Source organism: Alkalimonas cellulosilytica, from assembly GCF_036325985.1.
In the GTDB taxonomy this organism is placed as follows: domain Bacteria; phylum Pseudomonadota; class Gammaproteobacteria; order Enterobacterales; family Alteromonadaceae; genus Alkalimonas; species Alkalimonas cellulosilytica.
In genome coordinates this window covers 98,797-119,791 of sequence record NZ_JAUHLI010000008.1, presented here as the reverse complement: position 1 = coordinate 119,791, position 20,995 = coordinate 98,797, and the positions used below count along the sequence as shown (strand labels likewise).

General features: G+C 51.3%; 18 protein-coding genes. 16 read left to right on the top strand and 2 right to left on the bottom strand.

Annotated features, from left to right (window positions below; all coding sequences use genetic code 11):
• From pyrH to tilS, 16 genes are all read left to right on the top strand, one after another.
• Positions 1 to 735 (top strand): UMP kinase, encoded by a 735-nt coding sequence (gene pyrH / locus QWY20_RS09535; protein WP_091344651.1) that lies wholly within the window; start codon positions 1 to 3, stop codon positions 733 to 735.
• A 113-nt stretch (positions 736 to 848) separates the two neighbouring features.
• Positions 849 to 1,370: a ribosome recycling factor gene (gene frr / locus QWY20_RS09530; protein ID WP_407935422.1), complete on the top strand. Its 522-nt coding sequence runs from the start codon at positions 849 to 851 to the stop codon at positions 1,368 to 1,370.
• A gap of 69 nt (positions 1,371 to 1,439) precedes the next feature.
• Positions 1,440 to 2,210: a polyprenyl diphosphate synthase gene (uppS, locus tag QWY20_RS09525; protein ID WP_330128789.1), complete on the top strand. Its 771-nt coding sequence runs from the start codon at positions 1,440 to 1,442 to the stop codon at positions 2,208 to 2,210.
• 1 nt (position 2,211) lies between these two features.
• Positions 2,212 to 3,075 carry a phosphatidate cytidylyltransferase gene (locus tag QWY20_RS09520; RefSeq protein WP_330128788.1) on the top strand — a complete coding sequence of 288 codons (864 nt, stop codon included), beginning with the start codon at positions 2,212 to 2,214 and terminating at the stop codon, positions 3,073 to 3,075.
• The gene (gene ispC, locus QWY20_RS09515; protein ID WP_330128787.1) at positions 3,076 to 4,287 is read left to right on the top strand and encodes a 1-deoxy-D-xylulose-5-phosphate reductoisomerase; all 1,212 of its coding nucleotides are present in this window, start codon (positions 3,076 to 3,078) and stop codon (positions 4,285 to 4,287) included.
• The gene (gene rseP / locus QWY20_RS09510) at positions 4,284 to 5,639 is read left to right on the top strand and encodes a sigma E protease regulator RseP (protein ID WP_330128786.1); all 1,356 of its coding nucleotides are present in this window, start codon (positions 4,284 to 4,286) and stop codon (positions 5,637 to 5,639) included. Before ispC ends, rseP begins: the two co-directional genes overlap by 4 nt.
• A gap of 25 nt (positions 5,640 to 5,664) precedes the next feature.
• Positions 5,665 to 8,157: an outer membrane protein assembly factor BamA gene (gene bamA / locus QWY20_RS09505; protein ID WP_407935418.1), complete on the top strand. Its 2,493-nt coding sequence runs from the start codon at positions 5,665 to 5,667 to the stop codon at positions 8,155 to 8,157.
• 19 nt (positions 8,158 to 8,176) lie between these two features.
• Complete coding sequence (locus QWY20_RS09500; RefSeq protein ID WP_330128871.1) at positions 8,177 to 8,698, top strand: OmpH family outer membrane protein; 522 nt, start codon at positions 8,177 to 8,179, stop codon at positions 8,696 to 8,698.
• Complete coding sequence (gene lpxD, locus QWY20_RS09495) at positions 8,699 to 9,742, top strand: UDP-3-O-(3-hydroxymyristoyl)glucosamine N-acyltransferase (RefSeq protein ID WP_330128784.1); 1,044 nt, start codon at positions 8,699 to 8,701, stop codon at positions 9,740 to 9,742.
• Positions 9,743 to 9,801: 59 nt separating this feature from the next.
• On the top strand, positions 9,802 to 10,215 hold the full coding sequence (gene fabZ / locus QWY20_RS09490) for a 3-hydroxyacyl-ACP dehydratase FabZ (RefSeq protein ID WP_407935421.1): 414 nt from the start codon (positions 9,802 to 9,804) through the stop codon (positions 10,213 to 10,215).
• 1 nt (position 10,216) lies between these two features.
• The gene (lpxA, locus tag QWY20_RS09485; RefSeq protein ID WP_330128782.1) at positions 10,217 to 10,987 is read left to right on the top strand and encodes an acyl-ACP--UDP-N-acetylglucosamine O-acyltransferase; all 771 of its coding nucleotides are present in this window, start codon (positions 10,217 to 10,219) and stop codon (positions 10,985 to 10,987) included.
• Positions 10,988 to 11,049: 62 nt separating this feature from the next.
• Positions 11,050 to 12,210, top strand: a complete 1,161-nt coding sequence (gene lpxB, locus QWY20_RS09480) for a lipid-A-disaccharide synthase (protein WP_407935420.1) — start codon at positions 11,050 to 11,052, stop codon at positions 12,208 to 12,210.
• Positions 12,203 to 12,799 (top strand): ribonuclease HII, encoded by a 597-nt coding sequence (gene rnhB / locus QWY20_RS09475; RefSeq protein WP_330128780.1) that lies wholly within the window; start codon positions 12,203 to 12,205, stop codon positions 12,797 to 12,799. The genes lpxB and rnhB overlap by 8 nt, the downstream gene beginning before the upstream one ends.
• Positions 12,796 to 16,269: a DNA polymerase III subunit alpha gene (gene dnaE, locus QWY20_RS09470; RefSeq protein ID WP_330128779.1), complete on the top strand. Its 3,474-nt coding sequence runs from the start codon at positions 12,796 to 12,798 to the stop codon at positions 16,267 to 16,269. Before rnhB ends, dnaE begins: the two co-directional genes overlap by 4 nt.
• A 28-nt stretch (positions 16,270 to 16,297) precedes the next feature.
• Positions 16,298 to 17,254, top strand: a complete 957-nt coding sequence (gene accA, locus QWY20_RS09465; protein ID WP_330128778.1) for an acetyl-CoA carboxylase carboxyl transferase subunit alpha — start codon at positions 16,298 to 16,300, stop codon at positions 17,252 to 17,254.
• A 33-nt stretch (positions 17,255 to 17,287) separates the two neighbouring features.
• The gene (gene tilS / locus QWY20_RS09460) at positions 17,288 to 18,628 is read left to right on the top strand and encodes a tRNA lysidine(34) synthetase TilS (RefSeq protein WP_330128777.1); all 1,341 of its coding nucleotides are present in this window, start codon (positions 17,288 to 17,290) and stop codon (positions 18,626 to 18,628) included.
• A 4-nt stretch (positions 18,629 to 18,632) separates the two neighbouring features.
• Here the strand turns inward: tilS and QWY20_RS09455 are convergent, their stop codons facing one another.
• Together QWY20_RS09455 and QWY20_RS09450 are read right to left on the bottom strand one after the other, a co-directional pair.
• Positions 18,633 to 19,532, bottom strand: coding sequence for a GGDEF domain-containing protein (locus tag QWY20_RS09455; protein ID WP_330128776.1), 900 nt, complete (start codon positions 19,530 to 19,532; stop codon positions 18,633 to 18,635).
• A gap of 160 nt (positions 19,533 to 19,692) precedes the next feature.
• Positions 19,693 to 20,835 (bottom strand): patatin-like phospholipase family protein, encoded by a 1,143-nt coding sequence (locus QWY20_RS09450; protein ID WP_330128775.1) that lies wholly within the window; start codon positions 20,833 to 20,835, stop codon positions 19,693 to 19,695.
• Between the last annotated feature and the right edge of the window lie 160 nt (positions 20,836 to 20,995).

Sequence of the window (20,995 nt, the reverse complement as noted above, 5' to 3'; positions counted from 1 at the left end):
ATGAACCCGAAACCAGCATACCGACGCATATTACTGAAACTAAGCGGTGAAGCCCTGATGGGAGACGAAGGCTTTGGTATCGACCCCAAAGTGCTGGATCGGATGGCGCAGGAAATCAAAGAGATTGTCGAGCTGGGGGTACAGGTAGGTATCGTGATTGGCGGCGGCAATATTTTTCGTGGCGAAGGCCTGGCAAAGGCCGGAATGAACCGCGTGGTCGGCGACCATATGGGCATGCTGGCTACCGTGATGAATGGCCTGGCGATGCGTGATGCGCTGCACCGTGCCTACGTCAATGCCCGCATGATGAGTGCCGTGCCTTTAAATGGCGTCTGTGACAATTACAGTTGGGCCGAAGCCATCAGTTTGCTCAAATCCGGCCGGGTGGTGATTTTTTCTGCCGGGACCGGTAATCCATTTTTTACCACCGACTCCGCTGCTTGTTTGCGTGCAATTGAAATTGAAGCCGATGCCGTACTCAAAGCGACCAAAGTAGATGGTGTGTACTCGGCCGATCCGGTCAAAGATCCGGCTGCCACCATGTACAGCACGCTAAGCTACAGTGAAGTGCTGGAGAAAGAGCTTAAAGTGATGGATTTGGCGGCCTTTACGCTGGCGCGGGATCACAGCATGCCAATCCGGGTATTTAATATGAACACGGCCGGCGCTTTAAAACGGGTGGTGATGGGAGAGGTTGAAGGAACTCTGATCGACCACGCTGAGAATTTACAGTAAACTAGTTCGAATTTACTGCGCAATTTACCGTAGTATTGACAAGTACAAAGAGCTGACCGCTTACAAGGATAACTGAAGTGATTAACGATATTATCAATGACAGCAAAAGCCGGATGGAAAAAAGTGTGGATGCACTGAAATCTCAACTGTCCAAAGTTCGCACCGGTCGGGCCCATCCCAGCCTGCTGGATAACATTATGGTACCTTACTACGGGGTTGATACGCCGCTGCGTCAGGTGGCTAATGTCACGGTAGAAGATGCCCGCACTTTGAGCCTGACGGTGTTTGATAAAAGTGCCGCTGCAGCGGTGGAAAAAGCCATCATCAACTCTGACTTGGGTTTAAACCCTATGAGTGCCGGTACCAGTATCCGTATTCCTTTGCCAGCATTGACCGAAGAGCGCCGTCGTGATTTGGTTAAAGTGGTAAAAGCGGAAGCCGAACAGGGCCGGGTGGCGATTCGCAATATCCGCCGCGATGCCAACAACGACTTAAAAGTCTTGTTAAAAGACAAAGACATTACCGAAGATGATGAGCGCCGGGCAACTGATGAAATTCAGAAGTTGACAGATCTGTACGTGAAGCGGGTGGATGAAGTCCTGGCTGACAAAGAAAAAGAACTAATGGAAGTTTAAGCGGGTCTTAGACTGATGGAACGCCGTGGCAGGTTGTCTCACGGCGTTTTTTATTGATGCAGGGGTCGCATGTCTACACCGTCACATCTGAAGCAAAATGAATTACCTCAGCATGTTGCCATTATTATGGATGGGAATGGCCGCTGGGCGAAACAACAAGGAAAACCCCGGGTCTGGGGTCATAAGAAAGGAGCGGATGCGGTTCGACGCAGTGTACGGTTTTGTCGTGAGCTGGGAATTTCAGCGCTCACCTTGTTTGCTTTTAGCAGTGAGAACTGGCAACGGCCAGCTGAAGAAGTCAGCAGCCTGATGCAGCTGTTTATGCTGATGCTGAAAAGTGAAGTAAAAAACCTGCATAAGAACCAGGTACGCCTGCGGGTTTGTGGCGATCTGAGTGCTTTTGATGAAGCACTACGAAAACAAATTAAAGCCGCTGAAGCATTAACAGCAGATAACCGGGCTCTGACCCTGACCATAGCCGCCAACTATGGTGGTCGTTGGGATATCAGCCAGGCTGCCCGTCAATTAGCCATAGAAGTCAGTGCTGGTCGTCTGGCCGTGGATGCCATTGACGAACAGGCCATGGCTCAATATATTCAGTTGTCGGATTTACCTGAACTGGATTTACTGATCCGTACCGGTGGTGATGTACGCATCAGTAATTTTTTATTATGGCAGGCTGCTTACGCTGAGCTTTGGTTCACCGATACCTTATGGCCAGATTTTGATCAGCAGGTGTTTGCCGAAGCTGTGGCGGCTTTTATCAGCCGTGAGCGCCGCTTTGGCTGTACCTCAGAACAAGTGTGTGCATTGGCAAGCCGCCAATCGAAAGGAACATAATTTGCTAAAACAACGCATAATAACAGCAGTGATCCTGGCTCCATTGGCGCTGGCCGCCGTATTTTTTCTTCCCTTACCTGCCTTTGCCGCTTTTGTCGCCGGCGCTTTTTTATTGGGTGCCTGGGAGTGGGGCAGTTTCTGTGGGTTAACGAACAGCCGCAAGCGGTGGGGTTTTGTGGTATTAACCGCTGTGCTGATGCTGACGACTTACTTTTTGCTGCCCGTTAATCTGAATTGGCCTTACACCGGCTCGGCCTTAATTTTTGCTGTGCTGGCGGCTGGCATATTGTGGTGGGGATTGGCGGTGGTGCTGGTAGTGAGCTTTCCTGCCAGCCAACAGCTTTGGTCGAAACAACTTTGGTTACGTGCCGTGATGGGGCTGCTAACCCTGGTGCCGGCCTGGTTGGCCATTGTGCTGGTGCGCAGTGTCGGTATCGAGGTCAATCCCTATGCCGGCGCCTGGCTTATTTGTGGTTTACTGGCATTGGTGTGGGCTGCAGATATCGGTGGCTATTTAGTAGGAAAGCCTTTTGGCCGCACCAAGCTGATGCCAAAAGTCAGCCCGGGCAAAACCATTGAAGGTATGTTAGGTGGCCTTGGTATGGTGTTTTTGCTGTTGGCGGCTTTTTGCTGGTATTTGGGCTGGCCTGAGCAGAGCCCGGTGCTTTTTGTCGCTGCCTTCGTGCTGACCACTTTATCGGTGTTTGGTGATTTAACCGAAAGCATGTTAAAGCGGGTAGCCGGCGTGAAAGACAGTGGCCGTATGTTGCCGGGGCATGGCGGCATTTTGGATAGGATAGACAGCCTGACGGCTACAGCGCCGCTTTATGCCTTGTTGGTTGCCTTGCTGGGTGGTTTTTACTAAATGCAGCAACTGGTGATTTTGGGAGCTACCGGCTCCATTGGCCAAAGTACCCTGAAAGTAGCGGCAGAGCATCCGGATCGCTTTGCTGTGCTGGCATTAACAGCGCACCGCTCGGTCCATGCCATGCTGCAGCTTTGCCTGCGTTTTCAGCCGCGCTACGCGGTGATGTCCGAGCATGCAGCTGCCAGGGAGTTGCAACAGCAATTGCAGGCTGCAGGCAGCCAAACCGAGGTGTTGGCTGGAGAGCAGGCGCTCTGTGATGTAGCGGCGCATCCGGAAGCGGATATGGTAATGGCTGCTATTGTGGGTGCGGCCGGATTATTGCCGACCCTGGCAGCAGTGAAAGCCGCTAAAACGGTGCTGCTGGCCAATAAAGAGGCGTTGGTGATGGCCGGTGCACTCTTTATGCAGCAGGTGCAGCAATCCGGTGCACGTTTACTGCCGATTGATAGTGAGCACAATGCTATTTTCCAATGTTTACCTGCTTCATTGCAACAGGCCGTCTGCCGGCATCAGTTGCAGACGGACAGCCTGCAGCAACAGCGCATTAGTAAGATCATTCTGACTGCCAGTGGTGGGCCGTTTTTACAGACGCCGCTGAGTGACTTTGCCCACATTACGCCAGCTCAGGCGGTTGCCCACCCGAACTGGGATATGGGGCAAAAAATTTCTGTCGACAGTGCCACCATGATGAACAAAGGGCTGGAACTGATTGAAGCGCATTGGTTGTTTCATTGTCCGGTCGAGCAAATTGAAGTGGTGATCCACCCGCAAAGCGTGATCCACTCGATGGTGCAGTACCAGGACGGCTCTGTGATTGCCCAGCTCGGTCAACCCGATATGTGCACGCCCATTGCCTATGCCATGGCCTACCCTGAGCGGATTAGTACACAGGTAGCCCCATTGGATTTTAGCACTTTATCTGCCCTGTCATTCTCAAGTGCTGAGCGGTCGCGCTTCCCAAATCTCTACCTGGCGATTGATGCCTGTCGCTATGGTCAGGCTGCTACCACTGCTTTGAATGCTGCCAACGAAGTGGCAGTGAGCGCATTTTTAGCCGGACAACTGCGCTTTGATCAGATTGCGCTGGTCAATGCCGCAGTCCTCGAACAATTCGCAGTTGCAACAGCGACTGAGCTGGAGGCGATTCTGGAACTGGATCAACAGGCCCGCATGGTTGCAGAACACTTCATTCAAGGGCCGTTAGCATGAGCGCGCTTATCTGGAATATTGCCAGTTTTGTGATTGCCCTTGGCATTCTGATCACCGTGCACGAGTTCGGCCATTTCTGGGTGGCGCGTAAAAATGGCGTGCTGGTAAAACGGTTTTCGATAGGCTTTGGCAAAGCGTTATTCCGTTGGCGTGATCGGCAGGGCACCGAGTTTGTGGTAGCGATGATCCCGCTTGGTGGCTATGTCCGCATGCTGGACGACCGTTTTGATCCAGTGCTGCCGCAGTTTAAAGATCTGGCTTTTAATCAGAAAACCGTGCAGCAGCGTATGGCGATTATTGTGGCAGGCCCGATGGCCAACTTTATCTTTGCCATCTTTGTGCTCTGGCTGATGTACATGATAGGTGTGCCTGAAGCCAAACCTGTGATTGCCGATGTACGATCCGGCTCGATAGCCGCCAGTGCAGAATTGCAACCCGACTATCAAATCACTGCGGTGAATGGTCGTTCGGCTGCCGATGTGCGTACGCTCAATTTATTGCTGGTAGAGCAACTTGGCCGTAACCAAATGACGCTGCAGTTGCAGCATAGGCAAAGTGGCCAGTTGACCGAGCGTCAGCTCGATACCCGTCAGTGGCAGTTTGACCCGGACAGGCAAACGATTTTTGATAGCCTTGGCATCGATTTGATGATGCCAATTCCCTTGACGACTTTGGCCCATATCGAACCAGGTTCCCCGGCAGCGCTAGCTGGATTGGAAGTCGGCGATGAAATTACCCATGTTGATAATTCAGCGTTGCAAAGCTGGTATCAATTAACTGAATGGATACAAAATAACCCGTCCACTCCCCTTGACATGCGCATTCTACGGCAAGGTCAGTCACTGGCCTTGACAGTTGTACCCGGAGAACGGCAAACTGCCGATGGCTTCACGCAGGGCTATCTGGGGATAGTGCCAGCGAGTAGTGGCTGGCCGGAAGGAATACGCTATACCAAGCGGCATAATCCGCTGACAGCACTGCAGGTAGGGGTACAGCAAACCTGGCAGCTCACCCGGCTTAGTTTTAGCATGATTGGCAAGTTTATTTTTGGCGATGTGTCGGTACGGCATTTAAGCGGGCCTATTTCGATTGCCCAGGGTGCAGGAACGACAGCCAGTATTGGCTTGATCGCATTTTTGACCTTCCTGGCCTTGATCAGTGTCAACCTTGGGGTCATCAATTTATTGCCTTTGCCGATTTTGGATGGCGGGCACTTAATGTACATGGTTGTTGAACTAATACGTGGCAAACCGGTCTCTGAAAAGGCGCAGGAGATAGGTTTTCGGATAGGAGCCATGGTTCTTCTGCTGTTGATGGGAATTGCGCTACTCAACGATATTTCTCGTTTGTAATCACTAATCAAAAGTTGTTCACAGAATGATAATGAAACGATTGGCAGCTGCCATGCTGCTTGCTGGAATCAGTCACACCATCCATGCCGATGAACCCTTTGTGGTGCAGGATATTCAGGTCGAAGGTTTGCAGCGGGTTGCTTTAGGTGCAGCTCTGAATAACATTCCTTTCAGTATTGGTGACTCGGTCACTGAGTACACCTTGTCCCGAAGCATCAAAACACTGTTTTCTGCGGGCCACTTTGATGACATTCGCGTATTGCGGGATGGCAATGCGGTGATCTACCGCTTGAAAGAACGCCCCACAATTAACAGCATCGAATTTGATGGCAATAAAGACATCAAGGATGATCAGCTGAATGAAAGTTTATCGGCACAGCGTATTCAGGTTGGCGAACCGCTGGATCGCACTATTTTACGCAGTGTAGAAAATGGCCTGACCGAGTTTTACCATGGTGTGGGTAAGTACCAGGCCAATGTTGAAGTTGAGCTGGTGTATCTACCGCGCAACCGGGTGAATGTCAAAATTAAGTTTGATGAAGGTGATGCGGCTTCGGTTCGGCAAATCAATATTGTTGGCAATGAAGTATTCGACAATGACACCTTGCTGAGCGTGTTTGAGTCTGGCCAGGATAAACCCTGGTGGCGCTTCTTATCCTCAGACCGTTATCAGAAGCAGACGTTGCAAGGCGATTTTGAGCGGGTGCAAAGTTACTACCTGGACCGGGGCTATCTGCGCTTTAGCATCGACTCGTCTCAGGTTTCGGTCAGTCCGGACAAGTCCTCTGTCTATGTTACGTTGAATGTCACTGAAGGCGAGCAGTATACCGTCACCGGCGTTCGCTTTGCCGGCGATTTGATAGGTCAGGATGCTTTGATTGAACGCATCGTACCCATTCGCCCAGGCGAGCTTTACAATGGTGCTTTAGTGACTTTTACCGAAGAAACCATTAGCCGGATCCTGGCTCGTTTTGGCTATGCCAACTCGCGGGTGACCACCATTCCCGATATCAACGACGACAGCAAAGAAGTGGAGCTGACCATCAATGTTGATCCGGGTAAACGCATCTATGTGCGCCGTATTGATATCGCTGGGAATGCCAACACCAAAGACGAAGTGTTCCGTCGCGAATTGCGTCAGCTGGAAGGGGGCTGGTTGTCAAACGACGCGCTCGAGCTTTCCAAGCAGCGTATCCAGCGCTTGCCTTATGTCGAGCGAATTGAGTTTGAAACCCGTGATGTACCGGGTATCGAAGATCAGGTGGATATTACCTTTAATGTCCGTGAACAACCGTCTGGTAGTTTTAATGCCGGTATTTCGTACGGTGACTTCCAGGGCTTGGCATTCCAGATTGGCGTAGAGCAAACCAACTTTATGGGTTCTGGTAACAGTGCCGGTATCAATTTGAATACCAACAAGTACCAGAAAACGGTTGCTTTGAATTACAACAACCCTTACTTCACCCTGGATGGGGTCAGTTTGGGTGGTCAGTTATTTTACACCAAAACGGATTACAGCAGCCTAAGCTCCAACCTGGAAGCTTACCGCCAAACACGCTATGGTATTGGTACCTCGATGGGGATCCCCATCAACGAGTACAACCGATTGAATTTTGGTGGTTCTATCAGCGTCAATGATTTGAGCTTGCTGCAGGATTACGATCAGTTACGTCACTTTAAGAATGTATTGCTGGACGGCAATGATCCGGATGGCCGCCTGAAGTACGTCAACTATGAACTGACGGCAGGCTGGGTACAAAGTACGCTGAACCGCGGCTTGTTCCCGACAGCAGGTCATTATTTTGGCTTAAATGGCCGGATTTCTACTCCGAATTCCGATCTGCAGTTCTTTAAAACCACCTTTGAAGCGCGTAAATACATCCCACTGAGCCGTGATCACAGCTGGACCTTCATGAGCAAGTTGGAGCTTGGTTATGGTAATGGCTATGGCAGCCGCAACGGCTATGATTACACCTTACCATTTAATGAAAACTTTACCGCTGGTGGTTACAATATCCGTGGCTTTGAGCACCGGATTATTGGCCCACGCGCTATTTTCCGCATTCCAACCTCGATCCCTGGTTTGCCAGATCCAACCAGTGGTGGTAGTGGAAATCTGCCGGGTGATCCATCCAGCGATCGCTACAGCGTATCGCAGCGATCGATTGGTGGGAATGCTATGGCGGTTGCGACTTTAGAGCTCATTACACCAACACCTTTCTTGGGTGAGGACAATCGTAACTCAGTACGAACCAGTATTTTTGTTGATGCTGGTAACGTCTGGGACACAGAATTTGACTTTAATCGCTACGCCAATCTGACCCAACAACGGCAGTTTGATCGTGAGCCGTTTTTGGCAGATTACTCAGATCCGTCTATGATCCGGGTCAGTACCGGTGTATCCTTGCAATGGATTTCACCGATGGGTCCTCTGACCTTTAGCCTGGCCAAAATCATCAATAAATACGACGGTGACTTGCAGGAAAACTTTAGTTTTAATATTGGTACTACTTTCTGAACATTGAGAACATAGGATGATGACCTTGAAAAATTTATTTGTTAAGACCGCTGCAACTTTGGTGTTTGGTGCTTTTTTGTTGGGTGCAACGGCGGCACAAGCTGCCAAAATTGCCTTTGTTGATGTCCAGGCAATTGCCAGCCAACTGCCACAGGCGCAACAGATCCAGGAAACAATCATGGCTGAGTTTGGTGAGCGTATTGAAGCGATTGGCCAGCTTGAGCGTGATATCAACTTTAATGTGGAAAAAATTCGTCGCGATGGTCCAACTATGAGCGAGGCTGAGCAGCAACGTCTGGCTGAAACCATTCAGCAACAGCAAATTCAGTATGAGCAAATGGCGCGTCCATTGGATGAGCAAATGCGTCAGCGTCAGGCTGAAGAGCGTAATAAATTACTGGCTGTCATTAAAAATGCCATTGATAAAGTGGCCGAGCAAGGCAATTACGACATTGTGCTGAACTCTGGTGCCGCCGTTTACGCCAAAGACAGCTACGATATTTCAGCTGCAGTTGTTCGTCAAATTCAAAGCGGCAACTAAATGAAGAGCTGGACCGCCTTGCAATTAGCTCAGCACCTGGATGCTGAGCTAATTGGTTCTGAGGATCTGCAAATCACCAGCGTTGGCACATTAGAGCGGGCACGGCCGGATCAAGTCAGTTTCCTGTCCAATCCCAAGCTTAAGCATTTGCTGACGGATTGTCAGGCTGGGTTATTGCTAGTTCGGGCTGAAGACCGGGCTTTGTGGCAGGGTGCTGCTTTAGTTGTCGCCGATCCTTATGTCGCTTTTGCCAAGCTGGCTCAATTGCTGGACTCTACGCCGCCTGCCGCTTTGGGAGTTCACCCGACCGCACAGATTGATGCTGGGGCCATTCTTGGCAAGGGCGTATCGGTCGGGCCCTATGCGGTCATTTCGGCCGGTGTTGTGCTTGGTGAGAATGTTGAGGTTGGTGCCCACTGTTTTATCGGTGAAGGGGCCCAACTGGGCGACGGTTGTAAGATTTGGCCTAATGTTAGTATTTACCACCGTGTAGAGCTTGGCCGGAACTGCATTGTGCATAGTGGTGCGGTACTTGGAGCGGATGGCTTTGGCTTTGCCAATGAACGCGGACGCTGGTTAAAAATACCTCAAGTGGGTACAGTGCTGATTGGCGATGACTGCGAGATTGGTGCTCAAACCTGTATCGACCGTGGGGCCATTGAAAACACCGTGATTGGTAATAATGTCATTATCGACAACCTCTGTCAGGTTGCACATAATGTGCGGATTGGCGATCATACCGCTATTGCTGGCTGCACCACCATTGCAGGCAGTGCCACTATTGGCCGTTATTGCATTATCGGTGGGGCTGCAGTAATCAATGGTCATATTGAGATATGCGATGGTGCCCAGATAAGCGGTATGGCGATGCTGATGAAGCCAGTCACGGAAAAAGGCGTCTATACTTCAGGCATACCAGCCACTACCAATGCAGAGTGGCGAAAAAACACGGCTCGTTTGCGTAAAATCGATCAGTTGTATCAGCGCGTGAAAGATCTTGAACAGCAGCTGGCTGCAGGCCAGGTTGACGATAAGCAAGCATAAAGACAAACAGAGGATCCACTTTGGCTAATCCCATTTCAAGTCTTGAAGTTCAGGACATCATGGCTTTGTTGCCACATCGCTACCCTTTTTTATTGATTGACCGGGTCATTGACTTCACTCCGGGTGAAAGTTTGACCGCGATTAAAAATGTCACCATCAATGAACCGATCTTTACCGGGCATTTTCCTGGCCGGCCGATTTTCCCAGGTGTTTTGATCCTGGAAGCCATGGCGCAGGCAACGGGTATTTTAGGATTTAAAACTGCCGCAGAACGTTCTGAGAACGAGCTTTATCTGTTTGCTGCTATCGATGAGGCTCGTTTTAAAAAACCGGTGGTACCAGGGGATACCATGGTGCTTGAAGTCAAGTTTTTGAAAGAGCGCCGTAATATGTGGAAATTCTACGGTGAGGCTAAAGTTGACGGTCAGCTGGTCTGTTGTGCTGAGCTGATGTGTGCAAGGAGAGAATTCTGACGTGATCCATCCATCTGCAGTGATAGAGGCGACCGCACAGCTAGGCAACAATGTTCAGGTTGGTCCTTTCAGTTACATTGGGCCAGATGTCATTCTGGGCGATGATTGCATTGTCGAGTCCAATGTGGTGATCAAAGGCCCCAGTATCATCGGCCGTGGTAACCATTTTTTTCAGTTTGCCAGCATCGGTGAAGCCTGTCAGGATAAGAAGTATAAAAATGAACCAACCGAATTGATTGTTGGTGATTTTAATATTTTTCGTGAAGGCTGCACGGTGCACCGCGGTACCATTCAGGACGAAGGCAAAACCGTGATTGGCAGTCACAACCTCTTCATGAACTACACCCATGTTGCCCATGACTGTGTGATTGGCAGCAATGTGATTTATGCTAACAACGCTTCTACTGCGGGTCATGTGCATGTCGGCGATTGGGCCATTTTAGGTGGTATGAGTGGTGTGCATCAGTTCTGCCATATCGGTGCCCACAGCTTTATTGGTGGTGGGGCTATCGTGCTCAAAGATGTGCCGCCCTTTGTGATGGCCAATGGCAGCCCGGCTACACCGGTTGGCATCAATACCGAGGGTCTGAAGCGCCGTGGCTTTACTGCAGAAACTCTGCTGGAAATCCGCCGTGCTTACAAAGAAATCTATCGCAAAGGTCATACCGTGGCTGAAGCAGTTGCTGCGCTTGCCAGTCAGAGCAAGGCCAATGCTGAAGTGCGCCGCTTAACACAGTTTATCGAGCAGTCTAAGCGCGGTATTATTCGCTAATTGCATCCCGGCCGCAGATGCTGCGGCCCGCGCTGATGTATGGGATCCTGCTTATGCCCCCTATGTTACCGACAAACAACCCGCTTCGTATTGCCATTATTGTTGGCGAGCACTCCGGTGACATTCTTGCTGCCGGGGTGATGGAAGCTATTTTGCAGCAGCGACCAGACACGGAATTTTTTGGCATTGGTGGCCCACGCATGCAGGCATTGGGCTTTGATGCCTGGTTCGATATGGAAGAGCTGGCCGTGATGGGGCTGGTTGAAGTACTCGGACGATTGCCACGATTGTTGTCTATCCGCAAGCAATTGATGAACCGCTTGCTGGCAAGTCCTCCTGATTTGGTACTTGGCGTGGATGCACCGGACTTTAATCTGCCCGTCGAGCATAAACTTAAACAGGCCGGGCTTACCACAGTCCATTATGTCAGCCCTTCTGTCTGGGCCTGGCGGCAAAAGCGGATTCACAAAATCGCTGCTGCAACCGACTTGGTGCTGGCATTACTGCCCTTTGAGAAAGCCTTTTACGACAAGTATCAGGTACCGTGCCGTTTTGTCGGCCATACCTTAGCTGACCAAATGCCACTTGAGCCTGATAAGACTGGCGCTAAAGCAGCCCTTGGCTTAGCTGAGCAGCCGGTGCTGGCGTTGATGCCAGGCAGTCGCAGCAATGAAATCAAATTACTTAGCCCGGCATTTTTACAGGCGGCTGAAAAGCTAAAAGCACAGCAACCGGAGCTGCAATTGGTGTGTGCCATGGTCACTGAACAAAAGGCTGAGCTATTTGCTGCCATCAAGCAGCAGGTAGCTCCAGCACTTTCGATCAGGGTGGTGGTTGGTCAATCGCGCACGCTTTTAACGGCAGCTGATGCGGTCTTTATTGCATCCGGTACGGCTACGCTGGAAGCCATGTTGGCCAAATGCCCGATGGTGGTGGCCTATAAGCTGAATGCGTTGACGTACCAACTGGCCAAGTGGCTGGTCAAGATTGATTATTTTAGTCTGCCTAATCTGCTGGCCAATCAGCCATTGGTGGCAGAACTATTGCAGGAGCAGGTGACACCGGATGCATTGGTCGCGGCCATGCAGCCTTTGCTGGGCGAGGCCGGCACACGGCTAAAGCAGCAGTTTACGGTTTTGCATCAACAGCTTGCTTGCCATGCCAGTGAGCAAGCCGCAGATGCTATTCTGGCGTTGATTGCCAAACGGGGATCGAATGACTGATTTTGTTCGTCCGGAAGTACGGCTGGTTTGTGGTGTTGATGAAGTAGGGCGTGGCCCTTTGATCGGCGCCGTGGTGACCGCTGCAGTGATCCTGGATCCAAGCCAGCCAATAGCTGGCTTGGCCGACTCAAAAAAATTGTCAGAAAAAAAACGGCAGTCTCTAGCGGCTGAAATCCGGCAAAAAGCGCTGTGCTGGGCGCTTGGCCGGGCGGAGCCTGCCGAAATAGACCAGCTAAATATTTTGCATGCCACCCTGTTGGCCATGCAGCGAGCAGTGGCTGGTTTATCGGTGCAGCCAGAATGGGTATTGATTGATGGCAACCGTTGCCCGCACCTGCCGGTACCGGCTACAGCTGTGGTGAAAGGGGATAGCAAGGTCGCTGAAATCAGCGCCGCATCCATCCTTGCCAAAGTAGCCCGCGATGAAGAAATGCATGCCCTGCACCATCGTTATCCGCAGTTTGGCTTTGATCGCCATAAAGGCTATCCCACAGCGGATCATTTGCTTGCCATTCAGCAGTTTGGTGTTTTGCCAGAGCATCGCCGTAGCTTTAAACCTGTTTTGCAACAGCTTGGGACGGCACGATGAGCACACCTGCTTTTATTCATTTGCGTCTGCACAGTGACTTTTCCATGGTCGATGGCCTGGCTAAGGTCAAACCGATTTTAAAAGCTGCTGTGCAGCATCAGATGCCTGCGCTGGCACTGACTGATCAAATGAACCTTTGCGGCCTGGTGCGTTTTTACGGTGGAGCGATTGATGCCGGTATTAAACCCATCATCGGGGCCGACTTTTGGGTGCATGACACCGAGTTTAGCCAGGACAGTGGCCGCTTACTGATCCTGGCTGCAGACAATACCGGCTACAAGAACCTCACCTTGTTAATTTCCAAGGCGTACCTTCGCGGTCACCTGGATGGTAAGCCGCAAATTGATCATGACTGGCTGGCTGAGCACAGTGCCGGTCTGATCTTGCTGTCCGGTGGTAAAGATGGCTTGCTGGGGAAAGCGCTGCTTAAGCAGAACCCGCAGGTCGCCAGGCAGCTGACCGCCTTTTATCAGCAGCACTTTCACGATCGTTTTTATCTGGAGCTGATCCGCACCGGCCGGCCGGATGAAGAGCAGTACATTCAACTGGCGGTCGATTGGGCAGAGCTGAACGAATTGCCGGTGGTAGCGACCAATGAAGTGGTGTTTTTAACCCCCGATGACTTTTCTGCCCATGAAATTCGCGTTGCTATTCATGATGGGTATACGCTGGACGATAAACGCCGGCCGAAAAACTATTCCGAGCAGCAATACCTGCGTACTGAGCAGGAGATGGTGGCGTTGTTTCATGATATTCCGGAAGCCCTCGCCAATTCGGTCGAAATAGCCAAGCGCTGCAACGTGACCATACGGCTGTATGAGTATTTTTTACCGGCCTTTCCAACCGGCGGCATGTCGGATGCTGATTTCCTGGTGCTTAAATCCCGAGAAGGCTTGGAAGAACGCCTGGAGCAACTCTTTCCCGATCCATCGGAGCGGGCAGCAAAGCGAGTTGAATACGACGAGCGCTTGCAGATAGAGCTGGACGTGATTAATCAGATGGGGTTTCCGGGGTACTTCCTGGTGGTGATGGAGTTTATCCAGTGGAGTAAAGACCATGGTATTCCGGTTGGGCCTGGTCGTGGTTCGGGGGCGGGATCACTGGTGGCTTATGCGCTGAAAATCACTGATCTGGATCCGTTGGAGTTTGATCTACTGTTCGAACGTTTTCTAAATCCGGAGCGGGTATCGATGCCGGATTTTGACGTCGACTTCTGCATGGATCGCCGCGATGAAGTGATTGAACACGTGGCTGAGATGTATGGCCGTGAAGCCGTGTCGCAAATTATTACCTTTGGCACCATGGCAGCCAAAGCGGTCATTCGTGATGTCGGCCGGGTACTTGGCCATCCTTATGGTTTTGTTGATCGTATTTCCAAGTTAATCCCACCCACCCCCGGCATGACGCTGGAGCAAGCATTTAAAGAAGAGCCGCGCTTGCCTGAGCTGTACGAGCAGGATGAGGAGGTCCGCGATCTGATTGATATGGCGCGCCGGTTAGAGGGCGTGACCCGGAATGCCGGTAAACATGCCGGTGGTGTGGTGATAGCGCCGACCAAAATTACCGACTTCTCGCCGCTTTATTGCGATGATGCTGGCAATAACCCGGTCACCCAGTTTGATAAAAACGATGTTGAAACTGCCGGGCTGGTCAAGTTTGACTTTCTTGGCCTGCGCACTCTGACTATATTGCAGTGGGCGGTGGATATGGTGAATGCCCGCCGGCAGCAGCACAATCAGCCTCTGGTCGATATTAATACCATCCCGCTAAACGACCCGAAAAGCATTCAAACCCTGCTACGAGCGGATACCACAGCGGTATTCCAGCTGGAATCGCGGGGGATGAAAGATTTGATCCGCCGTCTGAAGCCCGACTGTTTTGAAGACATGATTGCCCTGGTGGCCCTGTTCCGTCCGGGGCCGTTGCAGTCTGGCATGGTGGATAACTTTATCGACCGTAAGCAGGGGCGGGAGGAAATTTCCTACCCGGATGCGAATTATCAGCATGAGTCGCTCAAACCTATCCTGGAGCCGACCTATGGCATCATCCTGTACCAGGAGCAGGTGATGCAGATTGCTCAGGTACTGGCCGGTTATACCCTGGGTGGCGCCGACTTACTGCGCCGGGCCATGGGTAAGAAAAAACCGGAAGAAATGGCCAAGCAAAGGGCGGTATTCGAAGAAGGTGCCCGTAATAACGGTATCGACGGCGAACTGGCGATTAAGATATTTGACCTGGTAGAAAAATTCGCCGGCTATGGTTTTAACAAGTCACACTCTGCGGCCTATGCCCTGGTGTCGTATCAAACGCTGTGGATGAAAACGCACTTCCCGGCCGAGTTTATGGCCGCAGTGATGTCGGCCGATATGGACAATACCGATAAGATTGTCACTCTGGTTGATGAATGCGAACGGATGAAACTGAAGCTGCTGCCACCGGATGTAAATGCCGGCCAGTACAAGTTTACTGTGGATGAGCAGGGACGCATTATCTATGGTATTGGTGCAATCAAAGGGGTGGGTGAAGGCCCGGTTGCTGCCATTATTGAAGCACGTGAGCGCTTGGGTGCTTTCACCGACTTGTTCGACTTTTGCTACAAAGTTGACTTGAAAAAGCTGGGCAAGCGGGTGATTGAAAAACTGATCCTGGCCGGTGCCCTCGATCGGTTAGGCCCGCACAGAGCGGCTATTTCTGCCAGCCTGGAAGATGCCGTGCGTGCCGCCGAGCAGCAGGCACACGCTGAAGCCATTGGGCAGGAAGATCTGTTTGGTGCCTTAACACCAGAGCCCGAGCAGGCGATGCAGTCCTTTCGCCAGGTAGCACCCTGGCCAGATGAAGTCTGGTTAGAAGGGGAGCGAGAGACACTGGGTCTTTATTTAACCGGTCACCCGATCAATCGTTATCTTGATGAGTTAAAGCATTATGTTGGCTGCCGCTTAGTGGACCTGCAGCCGACCCGGGGGGAGCAAAGTATCACCGTGGCGGGTTTGGTGGTGGCAGTCCGGGTGTTGGTGAATAAGCGTGGCCGTCGTTGGGCCTTGCTGACGCTGGATGATAAATCAGCCCGGGTTGATGTGCGTTTGTTTCCTGACCAGTTTGATAGCTTTGAGTCTTTGCTGCAAAAAGACAAAGTGTTGGTGGTCACCGGACAGGTACGATTTGATGATTTCAGTGGTGGCCTTACAATGACCGGCCGCGATCTGGCTGAAATTATGTCAGTACGAGAAAAATATCTTAAATCGCTGCAAATTACGCTAAAATCAGCGCAATGTGATGCAAAGTACCTCGACAAGTTGCAGCAGACGTTAGCTGAATTCAAGTCGGGTACGGTACCGGTCTTGCTGCATTATCAGCGGCCGGAAGGAAAAGTCAGTTTGCGGTTGGGCAGCGAATGGTGGGTAACCCCTACCGATTTGTTGTTGCATCAATTGAAGCAACTGGCTGAGATAGAATTAGATTTTCATAATTGAACCGAATCATAAGAAGGTTTGACGACTCATGATGTTAAATTATCTGGAATTTGAGCAACCCATTGCCGAATTAGAAGCAAAAATTGATGAACTGCGTACTGTCAGTCGCAATGGCGATTTCGATCTTGGGTTGGAAGAGGAAGTCAACCGGCTGAAAGAAAAGAGTCTGGCCCTGACGAAAAAGATCTTTGCAGATTTAGGTGCCTGGCAGGTAGCTCAACTGGCCCGTCATCCACACCGGCCTTATACGCTCGATTACATTGAGCATGTATTTACCGATTTTGATGAATTGGCTGGTGATCGCACCTTCGCCAATGATGTGGCCATCGTGGGTGGTACCGCCCGACTGGATGGCCGGCCGGTGATGGTGATTGGCCATCAAAAAGGTCGTGATACCAAAGAAAAAGTCCGCCGCAACTTTGGCATGCCACGGCCGGAAGGTTACCGCAAAGCCCTGCGTCTGATGGAAATGGCGGAGCGCTTTAAGATGCCGATCATTACTTTTATCGATACGCCAGGCGCGTATCCGGGTATTGGTGCCGAAGAGCGGGGGCAAAGTGAAGCCATCGCCCGTAACCTGAAAGTAATGGCTGGCTTAAAGGTACCGGTGGTTTGTACTGTTGTGGGCGAGGGGGGCTCTGGCGGTGCCTTGGCGATTGGTGTCGGTGATCGGGTCAATATGCTGCAGTACAGTACCTATTCGGTGATTTCACCGGAAGGTTGTGCTTCTATTTTATGGAAAAGTGCAGAGAAGGCCTCGGTAGCAGCAGATGCGATGGGCATTACCGCTGAGCGCTTAAAAGAGCTGGACCTGATTAACCGGGTGGTACCTGAGCCATTGGGCGGTGCGCACCGCAATCCGGAGCAAATGGCACTGACACTGAAAGAAGTGATTCTGGGTGATTTGCAGCAACTCGATACCTTATCGGTGCAGGAGCTGCTGGATAAGCGCTATCAACGGCTGATGTCGTTCGGTTACTGTTAGGCTATTAATCAACTGATGGTAAGTTGAGCGGCCATGACCGCAGGCGATGATAGCACAATCAGCAAGCAGCTGGAGGAAACTCTGGCTGCTTGTTTGCATTTGCATCAGCCAAAAAAAGTGGTGTTGGCGCTAAGTGGTGGCCTTGACTCCATGGTGCTGCTGGAGCTATTGCATGGTTTATCCGCAAGAGCCCCCTGGCAGTTGCAAGCGGTGCATGTGCATCACGGCTTGCAACCTCAGGCGGATGAGTGGCTGCATTTTTGTCAGCAGGAATGCAGCAAAAGAGCTGTGCCTTTTCAGCATCACCGATTGAGAATAAAAGGGCGGCAGAATCTGGAAGCACGGGCCAGAGAGGTGCGTTATCAGCACTTGGCAACACACTGCGTTGAACCAGATAGCCTGCTATTGACCGCTCACCATGCCGATGACCAGTTAGAAACCCTGCTGCTTGCTTTAAAGCGTGGCAGTGGTTTGACCGGACTGTCAGGCATGGCCTCAAGCCGACCCTTTGCCGGCGGTCTGTTGGTACGTCCATTGCTGCAGCATAGCCGGCTGGAGCTGGAGCAGTTTGCTGCGTTGCAGCAGCTGCGCTGGGTGGACGACCCCAGCAATCAGGATGTGCAGTTTGATCGCAATTTTTTACGTCAGCAAGTACTGCCGCTACTGACTGAGCGTTGGCCTGCCTTTGCGCGAAGTGCTGCGCGCAGTATGGCGCATTGTGCCGCTGCAGATAAACAGTTAGAAAAGAGCTGGCAGCAGCAATTGCAGCCTTATCTGAGCGAAGATAAGCGGGTACTGCAGTTGGCTGCTTTGCAAGGAAGAAACCAGTCAGAGCAACATGCTTTGCTGCGCTCCTGGCTGAAACTGCATCAGTTAACTCCGGAACTGGCCTGGCTTACTACTTTGCAGCAGCAAGTTATCGCAGCAAAAGCTGATGCCATGCCAAAGCTGCAGTTGCAGCAGTATCAGCTCAGGCGTTTTCGACAGGCTTTGTACTTGTGTGATCCTTTGCCAGTCAAACCAATCGCTGGTCTGCTCTGGCAGGGGCAGGCTCAGCTTGAGTTGCCGATGGGGCTGGGATGCTTGTATTTTCATCCTTCGGGTAAGGCACCCGGCGATGACTGGCTGCCGCTGACAACCACTACCGAGCTTGAAGTTTGTTTTGGCAAGCTTAGCCTGCCTTTCAAGCCGTTTGGTGCCAGGCACAGCAAGCCTGTAAAACAGTGGTGTAAGCAGTGGCAGATCCCGCCCTGGCAGCGGCCTTATCTGCCACTGGTGCTGCAGGGAGGTACCCTGCAACTGGTGGCAGGCTTTAGCAGCTGTGTATCGCCAGTCGAAGCGGCCTTGTGGTGCCGGTTTCAACCCGGCAGCTGATTGGTTAGGCCCGCCGGACGCGGTTCTTGCCCGCTTCTTTGGCCTGATAAAGCGCTTTATCTGCTGTAGCGAACAGTTCTGCAGCTGTCTGTTCAGCCTGCCAATGGGCAATCCCAATACTGGCAGTGACCTGATGCTGCTGACAATCGTGTTGGCGCGAGATGGCTTTGACCAGCCGTCTGGCAATCAACTCACTGCTGGCTGCATCGTCATCATTTAGTAAGACTGCAAACTCATCGCCACCAAACCGAAACAGTGAGTCGGTGGCCCGCAAGGTCGTATGCATGGCCTTGGCTACCGCCATTAGAATATCGTCGCCTGCACTATGGCCATAGAGATCGTTCACCTGTTTAAAATTATCCAAATCAAGCAGTAGTACGGCGCATTGGCTCTGTGTTCGTTTGGCGAGCTGAATGGTTTTGGTCAAGCTGTCATCAAAGAAACGGCGGTTACCGAGGCCGGTGAGCGTATCTTTCAGTGCCATTTGCTGTAACCGCGTGACTACCAGCGCATTTCGCAATGAGTACAGCCATTCCACTTCCAGCGCTTGCAACTTACTGCAAATCAGCGGCGTGAATGGGTGCTCACTGCAATAATGCAATTTTGCCAGGCACTGTTCTTTCAACATCAGCAGGCTGCGATGTTCATAGTCAGCACTGGCAGAGCCAGCAGCACCGTAATTACCAATGGCGGTCTGCAACTCGAGACCGGTCAGCGGCAGAATATTGCCTGCTGCCATGGAGAAAAGCTGCAACTGCTCACGCAGATCAAGCGTGGTTTGCAACTGTGCCAGCAAGGATTGATGCTGCTGTACAGAAGGAGCACGCCAGTACTCATCGGTCGCGACGGCAGCATAGCTGGGCGCATCTGGCAGACTGATTTCGTTAAGTAGACATAAGCTCATAACCGCTTCCTGATTCAGGGAATACGGTTATAATGCAATAATTGTGCCTAAATGTTAATAGTTAATTGCATCAATAACTTAGTCAATAAGCTACCCGACAATCGTTTCAGCGTTGTTGAGTGCTGACACTTTTTTGACGAAGAAATCGTCAGTGTTGTTCTCAATCTGATTGCAAGAACCCGATGATGGCATCCAATTGATGCATACCATCCTCGAAGCCAATATCTATCAGCCGGCGGGTATACTCCTGTTCAAATAATAAATAGCTGGCGAGGCTTGAGTCCGAATGCTGGCCAATTCCCATCAGCCGGAACATGGTACGGACAGCCAGTGGTAAGGATAAAAAATGCTCGCTGGCAATTTGGTTAAAGTTTTGACTGGGATTTACCAGCAAGCTATCAATAGGTTTGAGGTTGGTCTCAATGCCATGCTGCTGCATGGTGGCTATGGTGCTGTTGATGCGCTGCATTCGCTCTAAATCTGAATTCAGCGTATCGGCAAAGATGGTATCCAGTAAGTGACCTGCGATGGTGGCCAGGCCCGGATGGTGGGGTAAGCGCTGGCTGTAATCGTGGCTGCGCGGTTGCTCCAGACCAATAATGAGAATTTTCTCTGCCCCCAGATGAATAGGGGCAGAGAGCGGTGATAATTGATTCACCGAGCCATCACCGAAGTACTGTTGGTGGATCTGTACCGATGGAAAAAGCAATGGAATGGCTGCCGACGCCAGGAGATGATGCAAACCCAGCAAGGTGCGCTGACCGCAGCGTTTGGCCCTGCGCCAGTCACTGGCACTGTCGGATTGAAAAAAGGTAATGGAGTCACCGTCGTTGTAACTGGAGGCGGTGACGGAAACGCTGGACAGGTAGCCACCCATGATATTGCGATCAATACGCTGCAAATCCAGGATCTTGCCAAGCAGCTGCTTTAACGGGGTGTTATCCAGCATGCTGACCGGGCGTTTGTTGGCATAATCGGCCTGAAAGGCACTGAATGCACCACGCAGCAGATGACGAAATACTCGGGGATAATCGGAGTAATAGACCTGGTTGGTATGAAAGTGCCGCCAGACCCACTCGATTTTTTTTACGCCTAAATGAAAGCAGGAGGCATAGCAGGCAATACCGGTGCCGTTGATGGCTCCGGCAGAGGTTCCGCAAATAATTTCGAACGGAATTTTGCTGTTGCGTGGGTAGCGGGTGGCAATGGCTTTGAGCACACCCACCTGATAGGCAGCTCTGGCTCCACCACCGGTCAGCAGCAAGGCTGTTTTTCGTCGCTTATCAGAACCTGTTTGTTTCATTCGGCTGAACTTTTACTCGCTTTGCTGCTCTGTTTGGTAAGCTGCTGGCTAAAAAGGGTTATTGCAACATCTCAAGCTATTGTATGCTGAGCAGACTGCAAATACGATCTGACTTTAGTCTGGTCGGACAACGAATTGAATGCAACTTTCCAAGCGAAGA

Coding starts and splice junctions, on each gene's coding strand:
- lpxD (WP_330128784.1), top strand. CDS start 8,699: ATGAAGAGCTGGACCGCCTTGCAATTAGCTCAGCACCTGGATGCTGAG.
- QWY20_RS09450 (WP_330128775.1), bottom strand. CDS start 20,835: ATGAAACAAACAGGTTCTGATAAGCGACGAAAAACAGCCTTGCTGCTG.
- ispC (WP_330128787.1), top strand. CDS start 3,076: ATGCAGCAACTGGTGATTTTGGGAGCTACCGGCTCCATTGGCCAAAGT.
- accA (WP_330128778.1), top strand. CDS start 16,298: ATGATGTTAAATTATCTGGAATTTGAGCAACCCATTGCCGAATTAGAA.
- pyrH (WP_091344651.1), top strand. CDS start 1: ATGAACCCGAAACCAGCATACCGACGCATATTACTGAAACTAAGCGGT.
- lpxB (WP_407935420.1), top strand. CDS start 11,050: ATGTTACCGACAAACAACCCGCTTCGTATTGCCATTATTGTTGGCGAG.
- bamA (WP_407935418.1), top strand. CDS start 5,665: ATGATAATGAAACGATTGGCAGCTGCCATGCTGCTTGCTGGAATCAGT.
- dnaE (WP_330128779.1), top strand. CDS start 12,796: ATGAGCACACCTGCTTTTATTCATTTGCGTCTGCACAGTGACTTTTCC.
- rseP (WP_330128786.1), top strand. CDS start 4,284: ATGAGCGCGCTTATCTGGAATATTGCCAGTTTTGTGATTGCCCTTGGC.
- rnhB (WP_330128780.1), top strand. CDS start 12,203: ATGACTGATTTTGTTCGTCCGGAAGTACGGCTGGTTTGTGGTGTTGAT.
- QWY20_RS09455 (WP_330128776.1), bottom strand. CDS start 19,532: ATGAGCTTATGTCTACTTAACGAAATCAGTCTGCCAGATGCGCCCAGC.
- frr (WP_407935422.1), top strand. CDS start 849: ATGGAAAAAAGTGTGGATGCACTGAAATCTCAACTGTCCAAAGTTCGC.
- QWY20_RS09500 (WP_330128871.1), top strand. CDS start 8,177: ATGACCTTGAAAAATTTATTTGTTAAGACCGCTGCAACTTTGGTGTTT.
- fabZ (WP_407935421.1), top strand. CDS start 9,802: ATGGCTTTGTTGCCACATCGCTACCCTTTTTTATTGATTGACCGGGTC.
- tilS (WP_330128777.1), top strand. CDS start 17,288: ATGACCGCAGGCGATGATAGCACAATCAGCAAGCAGCTGGAGGAAACT.
- uppS (WP_330128789.1), top strand. CDS start 1,440: ATGTCTACACCGTCACATCTGAAGCAAAATGAATTACCTCAGCATGTT.